Source organism: Nocardia sp. NPDC057663 (genome assembly GCF_042799895.1).
GTDB lineage: Bacteria > Actinomycetota > Actinomycetes > Mycobacteriales > Mycobacteriaceae > Nocardia.
Genome location: NZ_JBHVHX010000026.1, coordinates 61,346 through 78,168, shown reverse-complemented (window position 1 = coordinate 78,168; position 16,823 = coordinate 61,346). Strand labels below are relative to the sequence as shown.

Annotated in this window: 14 protein-coding genes; 8 read left to right on the top strand and 6 right to left on the bottom strand. The window is 70.8% G+C overall.

The genetic code is table 11. The features are described 5' to 3' along the window. Positions 1-106 precede the first annotated feature (106 nt). Complete coding sequence (locus tag ACFVAV_RS32375; protein WP_379039385.1) at positions 107-844, bottom strand: SDR family NAD(P)-dependent oxidoreductase; 738 nt, start codon at positions 842-844, stop codon at positions 107-109. 149 nt (positions 845-993) lie between these two features. Between ACFVAV_RS32375 and ACFVAV_RS32370 the strand changes: the two genes are divergently transcribed. Next, positions 994-1,599, top strand: coding sequence for a TetR/AcrR family transcriptional regulator (locus tag ACFVAV_RS32370; RefSeq protein WP_379039384.1), 606 nt, complete (start codon positions 994-996; stop codon positions 1,597-1,599). Between the two features lie 147 nt (positions 1,600-1,746). Here the strand turns inward: ACFVAV_RS32370 and ACFVAV_RS32365 are convergent, their stop codons facing one another. Further along, complete coding sequence (locus tag ACFVAV_RS32365; protein ID WP_379039394.1) at positions 1,747-3,426, bottom strand: DEAD/DEAH box helicase; 1,680 nt, start codon at positions 3,424-3,426, stop codon at positions 1,747-1,749. 250 nt (positions 3,427-3,676) lie between these two features. Between ACFVAV_RS32365 and ACFVAV_RS32360 the strand changes: the two genes are divergently transcribed. Further along, complete coding sequence (locus tag ACFVAV_RS32360; protein ID WP_379039383.1) at positions 3,677-4,804, top strand: YihY/virulence factor BrkB family protein; 1,128 nt, start codon at positions 3,677-3,679, stop codon at positions 4,802-4,804. Here ACFVAV_RS32360 and ACFVAV_RS32355 read toward each other — a convergent pair. Further along, positions 4,774-5,013 (bottom strand): DUF3039 domain-containing protein, encoded by a 240-nt coding sequence (locus ACFVAV_RS32355; protein WP_189024012.1) that lies wholly within the window; start codon positions 5,011-5,013, stop codon positions 4,774-4,776. The genes ACFVAV_RS32360 and ACFVAV_RS32355 overlap by 31 nt on opposite strands. Before the next feature lie 83 nt (positions 5,014-5,096). On the opposite strand from ACFVAV_RS32355, the gene ACFVAV_RS32350 reads away from it, so the two are divergent. Further along, on the top strand, positions 5,097-5,510 hold the full coding sequence (locus tag ACFVAV_RS32350) for a DUF3099 domain-containing protein (protein WP_379039382.1): 414 nt from the start codon (positions 5,097-5,099) through the stop codon (positions 5,508-5,510). Between the two features lie 8 nt (positions 5,511-5,518). Here the strand turns inward: ACFVAV_RS32350 and ACFVAV_RS32345 are convergent, their stop codons facing one another. Then, a complete protein-coding gene (locus ACFVAV_RS32345; RefSeq protein ID WP_379039393.1) occupies positions 5,519-6,808 on the bottom strand; it encodes an MFS transporter in 1,290 nt (429 codons plus the stop codon). 557 nt (positions 6,809-7,365) lie between these two features. Between ACFVAV_RS32345 and ACFVAV_RS32340 the strand changes: the two genes are divergently transcribed. From ACFVAV_RS32340 to ACFVAV_RS32330, 3 genes are all read left to right on the top strand, one after another. After that, complete coding sequence (locus tag ACFVAV_RS32340) at positions 7,366-8,097, top strand: VOC family protein (RefSeq protein WP_379039381.1); 732 nt, start codon at positions 7,366-7,368, stop codon at positions 8,095-8,097. Between the two features lie 183 nt (positions 8,098-8,280). Next, complete coding sequence (locus tag ACFVAV_RS32335; protein ID WP_379039380.1) at positions 8,281-9,798, top strand: methyltransferase; 1,518 nt, start codon at positions 8,281-8,283, stop codon at positions 9,796-9,798. A 171-nt stretch (positions 9,799-9,969) separates the two neighbouring features. Beyond that, complete coding sequence (locus ACFVAV_RS32330) at positions 9,970-10,938, top strand: sigma-70 family RNA polymerase sigma factor (RefSeq protein WP_189024020.1); 969 nt, start codon at positions 9,970-9,972, stop codon at positions 10,936-10,938. A gap of 98 nt (positions 10,939-11,036) precedes the next feature. Here ACFVAV_RS32330 and ACFVAV_RS32325 read toward each other — a convergent pair whose 3' ends face one another. Further along, the gene (locus ACFVAV_RS32325) at positions 11,037-13,784 is read right to left on the bottom strand and encodes a GNAT family N-acetyltransferase (protein WP_379039379.1); all 2,748 of its coding nucleotides are present in this window, start codon (positions 13,782-13,784) and stop codon (positions 11,037-11,039) included. Beyond that, entirely contained in the window at positions 13,777-15,018 is a 1,242-nt protein-coding gene (locus ACFVAV_RS32320; RefSeq protein ID WP_379039378.1) for an acetoin utilization protein AcuC, read from the bottom strand. The genes ACFVAV_RS32325 and ACFVAV_RS32320 overlap by 8 nt, the downstream gene beginning before the upstream one ends. Positions 15,019-15,147: 129 nt before the next feature. Between ACFVAV_RS32320 and ACFVAV_RS32315 the strand changes: the two genes are divergently transcribed. Together ACFVAV_RS32315 and galE are read left to right on the top strand one after the other, a co-directional pair. Beyond that, complete coding sequence (locus ACFVAV_RS32315) at positions 15,148-15,834, top strand: iron dependent repressor, metal binding and dimerization domain protein (protein WP_379039377.1); 687 nt, start codon at positions 15,148-15,150, stop codon at positions 15,832-15,834. A 3-nt stretch (positions 15,835-15,837) separates the two neighbouring features. After that, the gene (gene galE, locus ACFVAV_RS32310; RefSeq protein ID WP_379039376.1) at positions 15,838-16,818 is read left to right on the top strand and encodes a UDP-glucose 4-epimerase GalE; all 981 of its coding nucleotides are present in this window, start codon (positions 15,838-15,840) and stop codon (positions 16,816-16,818) included. Positions 16,819-16,823 lie beyond the last annotated feature (5 nt).

Sequence of the window (16,823 nt, the reverse complement as noted above, 5' to 3'; positions counted from 1 at the left end):
GCCCAGTTATCTCCCCCCCCCCCCCCGCCGGGCCGCCCCCCCCCCGGGGGGTGGGGGGCCCCGACCCGCGCCCCCACCCCACCGCCACCTGCGATTTTCCCGCCACTCAGGCGTTGGTACCGCCGTCGATCGTGATGACTTCCCCGGTGATCGTCCGGCCCGACGGTCCGGCCAGGAAGGCGACCAGATCGGCGACGTCCTCGGCAGCGCCGAACCGGCCGAGCGCGTTGAATTCGCGCTGTGTGGGCGCATGGTCGCTGCCCGCCGGGTTCATATCGGTGTCGGTCGGCCCCGGCTGGACCAGGTTGACGGTGATACCGCGCGGGCCGAGTTCCCTGGCCAGCGCCTTGGTGTAGCCGTTGAGCGCCGACTTGCTCAGGTTGTACAGCGCCAGGCCGCCGAAGAGCGCGCGGTCGGTCAGGTTCGAGCCGATGGAGATGATCCGGCCGCCCTCGCCGAGGTGAGCCAGGGCGGCCTGGCCTGCGACGAACGGTGCGCGCGCGTGGATGTTCAGCGCGCGGTCGATCTCGTCGAGCCCGAATTCCTCGTACGGCTTGGCCGGGAAGATGCCCGCGTTGTTCACCAGGACATCCAGGCCGCCCAGGTCTCGCGCGGTCCGGTCGACGGCGGCGACGACCTGGGCGGCGTCGGCGCTGTCGGCCTGGATCGGCAGCGCGCGTCTGCCCAGCGCCTCGATGTCCGCGGCGACCGACTTCGCCGCGATCTCGTCGCGCTGGTAGGTGAACGCCACATCGGCGCCGCCCGCGGCAAGCTTGCGGGCGATGGCGGCGCCGATCCCCCGGCTGCCGCCGGTCACCAGGGCCACGGTGGTGCTGTTCGTCATCTGGCATGCTCCAATTCTGTAGTGGTCGATACATAAAAAGACAAGCGCACGCGAGAACCGGCGTCAAGAGTTTCTTATCGATCGTCACAGAAAGGTTCGAACCGCTGTCGGACGCGGTATATTTGCCGATCGGCACAGAAAGGTTTGTCATGGCAGAACGCGGCCGCCCGCGCGGCTTCGATCGCGACGTCGCCCTGCGGCGGGCCATGGAGGTGTTCTGGGAACGCGGCTACGACGGCGCCTCGATGGCCGATCTCACCACGGCGATGGGCATCAACTCCCCCAGTCTCTACGCCGCGTTCGGCGACAAGGAGGCCTTGTTCCGCGCCGCCGTCGAGCTCTACGGCCGCACCGAAGGGTCGCGCACGGCGCGGGCGCTGCGCGAGGAACCGACCGCCTACGCCGCGATCGAGGCGATGTTGCGCGACAACATCACCACCTACACCGATCCCGGTCTGCCGCACGGCTGCATGGTGGTCCTCGCCGGCGCCACCTACACCACCCGGACGGCAGCGGTCCGTGAATTCCTCGCTGAGGCCCGCCGCCACACCACCGCGGACATCCACGCCCGGCTCGACCGCGGTGTCGCCGACGGCGACCTGAAACCCGACACCGACTCGGCCGCGCTGGCCGCGTTCTACAGCACCGTCCTCTTCGGCCTGTCGATCCAGGCCAGGGACGACGTCGACCACGCCGAACTCAGTGCCGCGGTGGACAGCGCACTGCAGGTTCTCTCAGCGGCGACGACGATCTAGGCACCGAGCTCGGCGGCCGCTGTCGAACGCGGCGGATCACTCGACAGATACCGCCCGCGATCCTGGGCGACCTCCACATCGGCACGCAGCGAGCCGCCACGGTGACCGCGGCGCCGTCGTCGCGGTCCGCAGTCGGCACCGTGACCGCTACCGGCGACGCAGTGCCGCGATCCGCTCACCCAGCTGGTCGACAGACGCCAATGCCGTGGGGGGACCGCCACATTCGCGGCGGAGTTCACCGTGGATCACGCCGTGCGGCTTACCGGTGCGGTGGTGGTGCATCGCGACCAGGCTGTTGAGTTCGCGGCGCAGTTCACCCAGCTTGTCGGAGGTCGCGATTCGTTCGGCGACCGCGGCGGGCGCGGGTGCGGCCTCCTGGGCGGCGCTGCGGTCGGCGAGCTGACGGGTCTGCCGGTCGCGCAGCAGGGCCCGCATCTGGTCGGCGTCGAGCAGGCCGGGGATGCCCAGGTAGTCGGCTTCCTCGTCGCTGCCGGCGATGGTGGCGGTGCCGAAGGAGGAGCCGTCGTAGATCACCTGGTCGAGTTCGGCGTCGGCGGCCAGCGCGACGAAGGACTTCTCCTCCTCGCCGGGCTCGTCCTTGGTCTTGTTCGCGTCGATCAGCAGTTCGTCGTCGAGGGCGTTCTTCTCGCGGTGCGGCTTGCCGATGACGTGATCGCGCTGCAACTCCAGCTGGGCGGCCAGGTCGAGCAGCACCGGTACCGACGGCAGGAACACACTCGCCGTCTCGCCCGGCCTGCGGGCACGCACGAAACGGCCGATGGCCTGCGCGAAGTACAGCGGCGTCGACGCGCTCGTGGCGTAGACGCCGACGGCCAGCCGCGGCACGTCGACACCTTCGGACACCATGCGCACCGCCACCATCCACGGCTGCGTGCCCGCGGCGAACTCACCGATGCGCTGCGAGGACTGCGGGTCGTCGGAGAGCACCACCGTCGGCCGCTCCCCCGAGATGTGTTCGAGCAGTTCGGCGTAGTCGCGGGCCCGTTCCTGGTCGGTGGCGATCACCAGGCCACCGGCGTCGGGGATGCCGGAGGCGCGCAGCTGGCGCAGGCGGGTGTCGGCCGCGCGCAGGACCGCCGAGATCCAGTCACCGGCCGGGTCGAGCGCGGTGCGCCAGGCACGCGCGGTCTGTTCGGCGCTGAGCGGTTCGCCGAGGCGGGCGGTGTGTTCCTCGCCCGCGCTGTCGCGCCAGTGCGCGTCGCCGGAATACGCCAGGAACACGACCGGGCGCACGACGCCGTCGGCGAGCGCGTCGGCGTAGCCGTAGGAGTGATCGGCGCGCGAGCGGGGGAAACCGGCCTCGTCGGGCTCGTAGGTGACGAACGGGATCTTGGAATCGTCACTGCGGAACGGGGTTCCGGTCAGCGCGAGGCGGCGCGTCGCGTCGCCGAAGGCCTCCTCGGTGGCCTCGCCCCAGGTCTTGGCGTCGCCCGCGTGGTGGATCTCGTCGAGGATCACCAATGTGCGGCGATTCTCGGTGCGCACCCGATGCCGGGTGGGGTGGGCCGCGACCTGCGCGTAGGTCACCACCACGCCGTGATAGTCACCCGAGGTGCCGCCGGTGGAGTTGGAGAACCGGGAATCGAGCTGAATGCCCGAGCGGGCGGCCGAGCCGGCCCACTGGTGCTTGAGGTGCTCGGTGGGCGCGACGACGGTGATCTGATCCACCGTACGGTCGGCCAGCAACTCTGCGGCAACCCGCAGCGCGAAGGTGGTCTTACCCGCGCCCGGCGTGGCGACCGCGAGGAAATCGCGCGGCTTGGTGGCCAGGTACTTCGTGAGCGCGCGCCGCTGCCACGCGCGCAGGGAACCCCCCGACGCACCCCCGGCAGCCGCATCGCCCGGTGTACCCGCATCCCTCGCCGCAGCGGCGTCACCCGACCCAGTCACGCAGATGACCCTAGCCGCCCGGTGCGGCGTGTCGCCAAACCGACGCGGGGTGGGCGACAGGCATCACAACACCGCCCGAGGTCACCGGCCATTTACCTGTTACCCGCCGACACGATGCCTGGCCCGTTCCCCACGGATCCGGTTCGTGCGGGATGCTTGACGCGAGATGAACAACGACCAGGTCCGGGCAGCCGACGCGGCGCACCCACCGCAGGCGCACCAGCCGAGCGGTTCCCCCGCGCTGCCCGCGACCGCCGCAGAGCCCGTCGGGCAAAGTCTCCGCGAACACGCGTGGTGGGTGCGCTGGCCCGCCGTGGCGTGGCGGCTGGTGGTCCGGGTGGCGCTCAAGAGCTGGAACAACTCCATTTTCGCCAAGTCCGCGGCGGCCGCGTTCTGGCAGACACTCTCGCTCGCGCCGCTGCTGCTCGGGCTGCTCGGCAGCCTCGGCTATGTGGGCGGGCTGTTCGGACCGGACACGGTGCAGATCGTGGAAGCCAAGATCATCGCGTTCAGCCGGGAGTTCTTCAGCCCCTCGGTCGTCTCCGACCTGATCGAGCCGACCGTCGACGACGTGCTCGGCCGCGGTCGCGGCGCGGTGGTGTCGGTGGGTTTCGTGCTGTCGCTGTGGGCGGGTTCCTCGGCGATGGCGACCTTCGTCGACGCGATCGTGGAGGCCCACGATCAGCAGGACGCCCGCCATCCCGTCTGGCAGCGGATCTTCGCGCTGCTGCTGTACGTGCAGTTCCTGGTGGCGGCGGTACTGATCCTGCCGGTGATCGCGCTGGGCCCCACCCGGATCGGCCGGGTCCTGCCCGACACCTGGCGTGAACCCGGGCTGCGGTTGATCGACACGTTCTACTACCCGATCGTCGGCCTGCTGCTGATCGTCGGGCTCACCACGCTCTACAAGCTGGCCCTGCACAAATCGCTGCCGTGGCATCGGCTGTTCGGCGGCGCGCTGGTGGCCGGGGTGTTCTTCATGGGGGCCAGCGATCTGCTGCGGCGCTACCTGTCCTGGATCACCGCCACCGGCGTCAGCTACGGCGCGCTGGCCACCCCGATCGCGTTCCTGCTGTTCACGTACTTTCTCGGCTTCGCGGTGATTCTGGGCGCGGAGTTCAACGCCGCGGTGCAGGAGTTCTGGCCCGCGCGGGCGACCAGGATGGAGCAGGTCAAGGAGTGGCTGACCAACCAGGTGCGCGGCGACGAGGAACCGGCCGACGCCTCACCGGAGGCGCCGGCCATGCCGGCCGCGGAAACCGCTCAGTCGCCGCCCTTGCGCAAACCGTCGTAGACCTTCTTGCAGTCCGGGCACACGGGCGAACCGGGCTTGGGCGAGCGCGTCACCGGGAAGACCTCACCGCACAGTGCGACGACCATCGTGCCCATCACGGCACTCTCGGCGATCCGGTCCTTCTTCACGTAGTGGAAGAACTTGGGGACGTCGTCGCCGGTCGTCTCGTCGGTCGTGGTTTCCGGGCGTACCAGAGTGTCTGTACTCACGCCTTCCATGATGCCGCATCCCGGCCGTGCAGCGCTGACCAGCCGCGTGTGCGTTCGCCGGTGCCGAGTGGGAGACTCGGGGTATGCAGTCCTACGGCGAGCCCTCCGGCGCCGACGAGCCGACCCCGGACCCGGAGGTGACCAGGCCGGCCGCGCCCAGCTCGCGCGGCTATTTCCCCGGCGCCGATGCCAAGCACCCCGTGCTCATCACCGAGGCCGCGCCTTCGCTCGACGATCAGCATCGCGCCAGGGTGCGCCGCTACACGATCATCATGGCGTTCCGCATCCCCTGCCTGATCCTGGCCGCGATCGCCTACAGCGCCTTCGAGAACCCGCTGCTGTCGATCCTGATCATCGTCGCCTCGGTGCCGCTGCCGTGGATCGCCGTGCTGATCGCCAACGACCGGCCGCCGCGCACCAAGAACGAACCCAGCCGCTGGGACGGCCGCAACAACCAGATCGCCTTGGAAGCTCGACAGCACAAGGCCATCGAGTAGCAGGCTGACTAAGCGGTTTTCGCCGGTCGGCGCACGAGCATCGACATCAGCGCCGCGAGCCCGCACAGGGCGCCCGCGAGATACCAGGCCAGGTCGTAGGAACCCTGCAGGTCGCGGATGAGCCCCGCGCCGGTGGCCGCGACGGCAGCGCCGACCTGGTGGGCGGCGAACACCCAGCCGAAGGCGATCGGGCCGTCGGCGCCGAACAGTTCCCGGCACAGCAGCACCGTCGGCGGGACGGTCGCGATCCAGTCCAGACCGTAGAAGACGATGAACACCCACATGCTCGGCTGGGTGTGCGGGCCGAGCAGCGAGGGCAGGATCAGCAGCGACAACCCGCGCAGCGAGTAATAGCCGAGCAGCAGGTAGCGCGGATCGACCCGATCCGAGAGCCAGCCCGAGGCGATCGTGCCCGCCACGTCGAAGATCCCGACCAGCGCCAGCAGTCCGGCCGCGGTGGTCGGCGGCATCCCGTGATCGTGCGCCGCGGTGACGAAATGCGTGCCGACCAGGCCGTTCGTCGATGCTCCGCACACCGCGAAACCGCCTGCCAGCAGCCAGAATCCGGGCCTGCGCGCGGCCACGGCCAGTACCCGTAGCGCCCGGCCGGCGCCCCCGGTACTCGGGACCCGCGCACCGGCGTCCGAGCCGGGCGGTGCGCCGTAGGCCCGCACCCCGGCGTCGCTGGGATAGTCGCGCACGAACAGCCACACCAGCGGCACCACGGCCAGCGCGACCGCGGCCACGATCAGCGACGGCAACCGCCAGCCGTGCGCGTGCGCCAGCATCGACACCAGCGGCAGGAACACCAGCTGACCGGTCGCGCCCGCCGCGGTGAGCACACCGGTGACCAGACCGCGGCTGCGCACGAACCAGCGCCCGGTGATGGTGGCCACGAACGGCATCGACATCGACCCCACGCCGATCCCGACCAGCAGCCCCCACGTCGCCACCAGCTGCCAGGCCTGGGTCATGAACACCGTCAGCCCGCTGCCCGCCGCGATCAGCACCAGCGCCGAGCACACCACCCGGCGGATGCCGAAGCGATCCATCAGCGCGGCCGCGAACGGCGAGATCAGGCCGTAGAGCAGCATATTCAGCGAGACGGCGGTGGAGATCGTGGCGTGCGACCAGCCGAACTCGGTGTGCAGCGGGTCGATCAGGACGCTGGGCACCGAGCGGAACGCGGCGGCGCCGAGCAGGGCGACGAAGCCGACGCCCGCCACGATCCACGCGGGATGGAGGGTCGAGCGACCGCGCGGGGCCGCGTCGATCTCGCTGTCCGAGGGTCGATCGATGGCCGCCGGAGCGCCGTCCTCGATATCCGTGACGGAGCGAGGTGCGGGTATGGCCCATTCGGCCGAGTCTTCGTCGCCGGTGGACGGCAGGGGTGCGCGGAGGTCGGTCACCCGGAACAGGGTGCCGCATCTGTGCGCCACGAACGAGTGGCCGGGATGCCATCTTTCATCAACATCCTGCCATCGGCGGGAGGCCCGCCGAGCAGGCCGAGCTCGTCCGCCTTCTCGTCCAGCTCACGCTTCTCGTCCAGCTCACGGGAATCGGGTCGACAGCGTGCGCCGGGACGCCTACCGTTCGTGTCGGCGCGGTACCGGACCGGCCGAGGTCTCTCGACCTCGACTCCCGGACGAGCGATTGCGCTGGGGCCGTTCAGGATTCGGCCATCGACCCACGCCGCCGGCCGGCTTCACCGAGGTCACGGCGGAACGCGCAGCGCCATCGCACCCGCGGCCTGGGCGTCGGCGCCGATTCCCGATCCGGCCGTCAGTGCCGACGAGCTGGATAACCTGATTGTCATCGGTAACCCCGTGGTGTGGCGGGCTGCTAGGGAGGCAACATGATTCGCTGGATGTGGGCGTTCCTCGATCGGCCTGCCGGCAGTTTCGACGAGTCTGTCCGATTCTGGGCGACGGTCACCGGCTCCACGGTGTCCGCGCCCCGCGGCGAGCACGGCGAGTTCGTGACGCTGCTGCCCGCCACCGGGCCCGCCTGGGTCAAGATGCAGGCGGTCGGTGACGACGGTGGGATCCACCTGGATCTCGATGTCGACGACATCCCCGCCGCGGTGGCGACCGCGACCGGGCTCGGCGCGCACATCGTCCTGGTCGCGCCCGACTACACCGTGCTCGAATCCCCTGCCGGACAGACATTCTGCTTCACCCCGGTCAAGAACGACGCGCCCCCGCGGCCGGTCACCGTGTCGACAGCACCGGATGGCACCGTGACCCGCCTGAACCAGATCTGCCTCGACCTGGCCCCCGCCGGCATCGCGACCGATACCGCCTTCTGGCGGTCGCTGACCGGCTGGACGCACCAGACGTCGCGCCGCCCCGAATTCTCCTGGTTGCGCGGCGTCGACGAGCCACTGCAGCTGTTGCTCCAGCGCCTCGACGATCCCCGTCCGGCCGGTGCGCACGTGGATCTGGCCTCCACCGACATCGCCGCCACCGCCGCCTGGCACGAATCTCTGGGAGCGGACCGCGTCGCCGAGGCCGAGCGCTGGATCGTCATGCGCGATCCCGGCGGCGCGCTCTACTGCGTCACCGGCCGCGACCCGTACACCGGCTGACGCGCCCGCGTTCCTCCCGGCGCTCGCATCACCTCCGCGCCGCCTCCCCGCGTGCCGCAGTACCGGCGCTCCCACCCGTGCGCCGTCCTCCCCGCGTGCCGCCATACCGGTACTCACACCACGCCGCGACACGCGCTCGGAGCGGGTCGTTCGCCCGCTGCGCGGCCCTGGCAGAGTAATCGGGTGCCTTCGAACCCCGCCGCCACCGGTTCCCTGCTCACCGCGCTGTGCCCCGCCCTGCGCACGGCGCTGATCCGGGTCGGCTACGACGCCGACACGCTGGTCGAGGCGCTCGGCCCCGATGTGCATGCCGCACTGGGTCGTTCGGAGCCGGTGCCGGTGCGCCGGGCGGCGCGGGCGGCCGGTGAGCTGGGCACGCTGATCCGGCTGCTGCTGCTCGGCGACGCGCTGCCGGAACGCGAGGTCGCCGCGGCGCTGTCACCGGTGCGGATCGACGATGCCGTCGCGGCGGGTCTGCTGACCCGCGACGGCGACGAGCTCAGGGCCGCCCTCGATCTGCGCCCGCTCGACACCGGCGCGGGTACCCGCTGGATCCTGTCCGACCTCGACGATTCGATGCGCAGACGCACCCTGACCGAGGACCACGTGCTCGGTGTGGGGCACGCGTCGCTGTCGCTGCTGCGGGCGACGCCGACCGTGCCGGTGGGCACGGTGCTGGATCTGGGCACCGGCTGCGGCGTGCAGGCCGTGCACGCCGCGGGGTACGCGGGCCGGGTCACCGCCACCGACGTCAACGCGCGGGCGCTGTGGCTGGCGCAGGCCACGGCCGCGCTGAACGAACTCGACATCGAACTGCTCGAAGGGTCCTGGTTCGAGCCGGTGGCGGGCCGCCGTTTCGATCAGATCGTGGCCAATCCCCCGTTCGTCGTCGGGCCTGCGCGCATCGAGCACACCTATCGCGACTCCGGGCTCGCGCTCGACGGCGCCAGCGAGCTGGTCATCGGGCAGGCGCCCGAGCTGCTCGCACCCGGCGGCACCGCGGCCATGCTGGCCGCCTGGGTGCACGTCGAGGGCCAGGACTGGCGGCAGCGGGTGTCGTCCTGGCTGCCCGCGCACGGCGTCGACGCCTGGGTCGTGCAGCGCGATGTCGCCGACCCGGCGCTCTACGTCGGCACCTGGCTGCGCGACGCGGGCCTTGACCCCCGTGACCCGGCCGCGCAGGCCCGCGCCGAGCAGTGGCTGGCGGCGTTCGACGCCGCCGACGTGGAAGGAATCGGATTCGGGTTCGTCTACCTGCACGCCATCGACGGCCCGACCGAACTGATGGCCGAGGATCTCATGCACGGTTTCGACGATCCGCTGGGCAACGAGGCGGCGGCCTATTTCGCGCGGTCGGCGTGGCTGCGCGGCGTCGCCGCCGACGAAAGCATCGCCTGGACATCCCGTTTCGCGCCGAGCCCGGCGACCGCGCTGGAACGGGTGTATCTGCCCGGTGAACACGGCTGGACCGAGGAGGTGGCCCGGCTGCATCGCGGCGACGGTCCCCGCTGGCAGCACGAGGTCGACGAGTCGACGGTCGCCCTGGTCGCGGGAATGCGACCGGATGGTCTGCCGTTGTACGAACTACTCGAACTGCTTGCCCTCGCCGACGGCGCCGAACAGGTGACCCCTGAATTCGCCGCCCAGGCCCTCGGCGTCGTCGCCGGATTGGTACGTCACGGACTGGTGCAGCCCGTGTGAGCCGTACGGCCGGTGGGGACCGAGTTCCGCACACGGAGCTCTTCTCAGGAACTTCTCAGCCGTAAGGGTGGGAACCTGCAGCTCAGAGCGGTTTATCACCGACGGAATCGGGAACTTTCTCTAAGTCGGGTCCGTTGATCGGAGTGAGACACCACCGACAGGAGGCAAGTCATGACAAGCCCCGCCACTACTCGTGTGCGCCCCAGCGAGTCCGATATCGACGCCCAGAGCCCCGCAGCCGACCTGGTACGCGTGTACCTGAACGGAATCGGCCGCACGGCACTGCTCACGGCGGCCGACGAGGTCGAACTGGCCAAGCGTATCGAGGCGGGCCTGTATGCCCAGCACCTGCTCGAGACCGGTAAGCGGTTATCGGCGACCCGCAAGCGTGATCTGGCGATTCTGGTCCGTGAAGGGCAGTCCGCCCGCTCGCATCTGCTCGAGGCCAACCTGCGCCTGGTCGTCTCGCTGGCCAAGCGCTACACCGGCCGCGGTATGCCGTTGCTCGACCTGATCCAGGAAGGCAACCTCGGACTCATCCGCGCGATGGAGAAGTTCGATTACGCCAAGGGCTTCAAGTTCTCCACCTATGCCACCTGGTGGATCCGCCAGGCCATCACCCGCGGCATGGCCGATCAGAGCCGCACCATCCGGCTGCCTGTGCACCTGGTCGAACAGGTCAACAAGCTCGCCAGGATCAAGCGTGAACTGCACCAGCAGCTCGGTCGCGAGGCCACCGACGCCGAACTCGCCAACGAATCGGGCATCCCGGTGGAGAAGATCGCCGACCTGCTCGACCACAGCCGCGACCCGGTAAGCCTGGATATGCCTGTCGGCAACGACGAGGAAGCCCCGCTCGGCGACTTCATCGAGGACTCCGAGGCCACCTCCGCCGAGAGCGCGGTCATCGCGGGCCTGCTGCACCACGACGTGCGCAGCGTCCTCGCCACCCTCGACGAGCGCGAACAGCAGGTCATCCGCCTGCGCTTCGGTCTCGACGACGGCCAGCCGCGCACCCTCGACCAGATCGGCAAGTTGTTCGGCCTGTCCCGCGAGCGGGTTCGCCAGATCGAGCGCGAGGTCATGTCCAAGCTGCGCAAGGGTGAGCGCGCCGACCGGCTGCGCGCCTACGCCAGCTGATCCCTACTCGACGGCCCCCTCAGGGTCGTCTGCCGAAACGCCGACCGGTGTCCGCGACCTCTCCCCTCCAGGGTCGCGAGCCGGTCGGCGTTGTTCGATCAGGCCAGGCGGCGGGGACCGGTGTCGAAGCGGCTCGGTTCCGGGCCGATCCTGGCGCGGGCGTAGATGATCTCCGCCGACGCGGGCGCGGCGAGCACCGGGTCGCAGGACAACTCGCGCATCTGCGGGATGTCGTCGAACAGGGCCGAAATACGTTGCGCCAGTTCGGCCAGCGCCGCCTTGTCGACCGCGGGACCCGCCGGGCCGCCGGACAGCAGCGGCGCGGCGCGCGGCGCGTCGATCAGTGCGGCGGATTCCTCGGCGGTCAGCGGGAGTGCCCGGTAGGCGCGGTCGCCGAGCAGGTCGATGATCATGCCCGAGAGGCCGAACTCGATCACCGACCCGAACGAAGGGTCGTCGGTGACCCGCAGGACACAGCCGACGCCCTTGGTCGCCATCTTCTGCACGTGCAGCAGCGGATCGCCGCAGATCGCCACCAGGTCGGTGTAGGCCTGGCGCACGGCATCGGGCGCCCACAGATCCAGTCGCACCCCGAGCAGATCGGGCCTGCGCCGCCACAGCTCGCCCGTCGCCTTCGCCGCGACCGGGTACCCGAGTTCCTCGGCCGCCGCGACGGCCTGCTCGGCGTCACGCACGGCCCGGAACTCGACCACGTCGATGCCGTAGCACTCGAGCAGCCTTGCCGCTTCCTCGTCGGTGAGCCAGCGCCCGCCCGATTCGGCCAGCCAGCCCTCCACCAGCGCCGCGGCGGCCGCGGTGTCGATGCCGGGTGGCCGGACCACCGGTGAGACGGGCCGGTCGCGCCAGCGCGCGTACCGTTCGACCCTGGCCAGTGCCCTGGCCGCGCGTTCCGGGTCGGGGTAGGACGGGATCGAGCCGCGTGCGGGCGCGCCGCCGGTCGTGCGGACCGCCAGGAGCTTCGGAATGCCCGACTCGGCGACGAAGGTCGTCAGCACCGGCTTGTCCTTGTCCGGTGCGGCCGCCGCGGCGGCGCGCAGCGCGTCGGCGAATCCGCCCATGGGTACCGGCACCGGCGGGGCGACGACGACGATCACGGCGTCGACCTGGTCGCTGCGCAGCGCGGCCAGTACCGCTTCCCGGTAGTCGGCGGGGGTGGCCTCCGGCCCCAGATCCACCGGCCCGTCGACCGGCGTGCCGCCGGGGCCGCGCTCGGTCGGCCGGGCGCCCGGCCCGCGGTCCACGGCGGTCACGGGCCGGTGCACGCCCAGGCCCTCGCTGTGCGCGGCGTCGATGGCGAGCCAGTTCAGCGCGGCGCTGTTGCCGACCACCGCCACCCGAGGGCCCCGGGGCAGGGGCTGACAGGCCAGCAGCGCGGCGCAGTCGAACAGTTCGGAGATGGAGTCGACCTGGATGATCCCGGCCTGGGTGAACAGATCACGCACCACGGTGCGATCCATGTCGGCGCCCGCGGCGAGCCTGCCGCTGCTCACCGCGACGATCGGCTTGCCCCGCGCCACCCGCCGGGCCAGCCGGGAGAACTTTCGCGGGTTACCGAAGCTCTCCAGGTACAGCAGGATCACCTCGGTGTCGGCGGCGGTGTCCCAGAACTGCAGCAGATCGTTGCCGGAGACATCGGCGCGGTTGCCCGCCGAGACGAAGGTCGACAGGCCCAGGTTGCGGGCCGCGGCCTCGCCGAGAATCGCCGCGCCGAGCGGGCCGGACTGGCAGAAGAAGCCGATCCGGCCCCGCTCGGGCAGTACCGGCGCGAGGGTGGCGTTGAGGCCGACCGCGGGGTCGGTGTTGGCGATGCCGAGGGCGCTGGGGCCGACCACCCGCATCCCGTGGCCGCGGGCCGCGGCGACCAGGTCGTGTTCGGCGGCCAGACCGGCCGGACCGGTCTCACCGAAGCCCGCGGTCAGCACCACCAGGCCCTTCACGCCCTTGGCCATGCAGTCGTCGAGGACCGACCCGATCGCCGCGGGCGGCACCGCGACGACCGCCAGGTCGACCTCGTCGGGAATCTCGCGAACGGTCGCGTAGGCATGGACACCCCGCACCGACCGCCGGTTCGGGTTCACCGGGAAGACCGGCCCGCGGAACCCGCCGGCGAGCAGGTTCGCCAGCACCGCGCCGCCGACCCTGGTCCGCTCCGGCGACGCGCCGATCACCGCCACCGAACCGGGCGCGAGCAGATTGCCGACACTGCGTGCCTCCGAGGCGGCCTCGCGCGCGTCCCGGACCGTGCGCAGCGCTTCGGTGGGGTCGATGGCGAATTCCAGGTGCACCTCGGCTCCGTCGCGACTGCGCTGCAGCTGGTAGCCGGCGTCACGGAACACTGTGATCATCGCCTCGTTCTCGGCGAGCACCTCCGCGACGAACGCGACCACCTCGTTCTCGGCCGCCGCGCCCGCGAGGTGTTCGAGCAGCACCGATCCCAGGCCGCGGCCCTGGTGCTCGTCGGCGACGACGAAGGCCACCTCGGCCGCGCGCGGGCCGGGCCGGTCGAGCAGTTCGTAGCGGGCCACGCCGATGATCGCGTCGCCGAGCAGCGCGACCAGTCCCACCCGGTCGTGATAGTCCACGTGGGTGGTGCGATACATGTCCTTGGGCGAGATCTGCGGGTACGGACCGAAATAGCGCAGATAGCGGGTGCGGTCCGACAGCCCGGTGTGGAACACGGCCAGCGACGCGGCGTCGGCGGGCATGATCGGGCGTACCCGGACCACACCGCCGTCGGCCGCGAGCACGTCGGCGTACCAGTGTTGCGGTGGCGCAGGCGGATTCGCCGGCGTATCGGGGGTGTCGGGTAGCAATGGCTCAGTCACGGGGATCCTCCGGGTCGAGCCCGAGCAGGCCGAAACTCGCCCGCCGGGTGGCTGTGATGGCGGTGTCGACCGCCCGCTGGGCACGGATCTGCCCGGCGTCGCCGATTTCGGGGGTACCGCCGGGACCGTCCCACGGCCGGTAGTCCGTATCGCCCCCGTCCCCCATGCTCGTCGGCGGCTGCACGCGCGGGGACGCGGCGCGCACCTGGTCGATCCACTCGTCCGGGACCGGTGTCTGCGGCGCCAGCGGCCGGTCCAGCGCCGCGGCGAGCAGGTGGGTCCAGGCGCGCGGCACCACCCGCACCACGCCGTATCCGCCGCCGCCGACGGCCAGCCACCGCCCTTCGGCATGGCGGTCGGCCAGATCGCGCATGGCCAGGAAGGCCGCGCGCTGGCCGTCCACGGTGAGCTCGAGATCGGCCAGCGGGTCCTCCCGATGGGTGTCCACCCCGCATTGGCTGACGATGATCTGCGGCCGGAACGCCGCCACCGCGCCGGGCACCACCGCGTGGAACCCGCGCAGCCACTGGGCATCCCGGGTGCCGGGAAGTAGCGGCAGGTTGATCGAGGTGCCCTCGGCCGCGCCGATCCCGGTCTCCGTCGGCCAGCCGGTATTGGGCCACAGGGTCGCCGGGTGCTGGTGCAGCGAGATCGTGAGGACCCGCGGGTCGGCGTAGAAGGCGCGTTGCACACCGTCGCCGTGGTGGACGTCGACATCGAGGTAGGCGATGCGGTCGTACCCGTGATCGAGCAGCCACGAGATCGCGATCGCGGCATCGTTGTAGATGCAGAAGCCGGCCGCCGAATCCGGCATGGCGTGGTGCATTCCACCGCCGATGCTCACCGCCCGCCGCGTGCGTCCCGCCGCGATCTCCCTGGCCGCGGCCAGCGTGCCGCCCACGATGACCGAGGCCGCCTCGTGCATGTGCGGGAAGACCGGATTGTCGGCGGTGCCCAGGCCGTACACGGTGTCCTCGGGCGTCGCAGGCCCGGCATCGGCCCGGCGCACCGCCTCGATATAGGAGCTGCTGTGCACCCGCATGAGGTCGGCCTGGGTCGCCGCGGCGGGTGCCAGCGGCTCGACACCGTCGAGCACGCCCAGACTTTCGGCCAGCGACATGGTGAACTGCAACCGCGCCGGTTTCATCGGATGCTCGGGAGTCCAGGTGTAGCCGAGGAATCGCTCGGTCCACACGACGGTCCCGGACTCTGCGCTGCGCGACGGCGTGACCATGCTCGCCACGCTAGCCGGAAGCAGCAGACCCCGTGTGGCGTTGACATGCAGTAGAAATAGGGCCGCCGGTCCGGCGGGCGGACGGGCGTTCGCGCGTGGGTAGAATTCGTGCCGACGAAGGGGTAACAGGTGAAGGATCTGGTCGACACCACGGAGATGTATCTCCGTACCATCTACGACCTCGAGGAAGAGGGCGTGGTGCCGCTGCGGGCGCGGATCGCCGAGCGGCTCGAGCAGAGTGGTCCGACGGTGAGCCAGACGGTCGCGCGGATGGAACGCGACGGCCTGCTGCTGGTCGCCGGCGACCGCCATCTCGAACTGACCGACAAGGGCCGCTCCATGGCGGTCGCGGTGATGCGCAAGCACCGGCTCGCCGAGCGGTTGCTGGTCGACATCATCGGCCTCGACTGGGAGAACGTGCACGCCGAGGCGTGCCGCTGGGAGCACGTGATGAGCGAGGAGGTGGAGCGGCGCCTGATCGAGGTGCTCAACCATCCGACCACCTCGCCCTACGGCAATCCCATCCCCGGCCTGGACGAGCTCGGCCTCGGCGATTCCCCCGCCGCCGAGGAGACGCTCGTGCGCCTGTCCGACCTGCCCCACGGCACGCTGCACGCCGTGGTGGTGCGCAGGCTGGCCGAGCACATCCAGACCGACCCGGAGGTCATCGGCAGGCTGCGCGAGGCGGGTGTGGTGCCCGACGCGCGTGTCACCGTGGAGACCAAGCCGGGTGCGGTGCTGATCACGGTGCCGGGGCACACCGGTTTCGAACTGTCCGAAGAGATGGCGCATGCCGTCCAGGTGAGGCTGGTCTGATTCGTGAAACTTCTGGTCACCGGCGGCGCCGGCTACGTGGGCGGCGTCTGTGCCGCCGTCCTGCTCGAAGAAGGTCATGAGGTGGTCGTCGTCGACGACCTCTCGACCGGTAACGCCGACGGTGTCCCCGCGGGCGCCCGGTTCGTCGACGGTGACATCGCGGTCGCGGCGCCGGAGCTGCTGCGTGCCGAATCCTTCGACGGTGTCCTGCATTTCGCGGCGCAGTCGCTGGTCGGCGAGTCGGTGGAGCGGCCGGAGAAGTACTGGCACGGCAATGTGGTGAAGACCCTCACGCTGCTCGAGGCGATCCGCGAGACCGCGACGCCGCGACTGGTGTTCTCCTCCACCGCCGCGGTGTACGGCGAGCCCGAGCAGGTGCCGATCACCGAGGACTCGCCCACTCGCCCCACCAATCCCTACGGCGCGAGCAAACTGGCCATCGATCACGCCATCACCTCCTACGCGGTGGCGCACGGCCTGGCCGCGACGAGCCTGCGCTACTTCAACGTGGCGGGCGCCTACGGCGGTCTCGGCGAGAACCGGGTCGTGGAAACACATCTGATCCCCCTCGTGTTGCAGGTGGCGCTGGGCCACCGCAAGGCCATCTCCGTGTACGGCACCGACTGGCCGACGCCGGACGGTACGTGTGTGCGTGACTACATCCACATCCGCGATCTGGCGCAGGCGCATCTGCTCGCGCTGTCCTCGGCGCAGCCGGGCAGCCACCGGATCCTCAATCTCGGTTCGGGCACGGGTTTCTCGGTGCGCGAGGTGATCTCGGCGTGCGAGCGGGTGACCGGCCTGCCGATCGAGGCGATCGACGCGCCGCGCCGGGCAGGCGATCCGGCGGTACTCATCGCCTCGAGCGACCGCGCGATCGCCGAGCTGGGCTGGCAGCCCGAGCACAACGATCTCGACGAAATCGTCACCGACGCCTGGGACTTCCTGCGTTCGCTCGGCGACAAGGCGCACAGCGCACGCTGATCCGG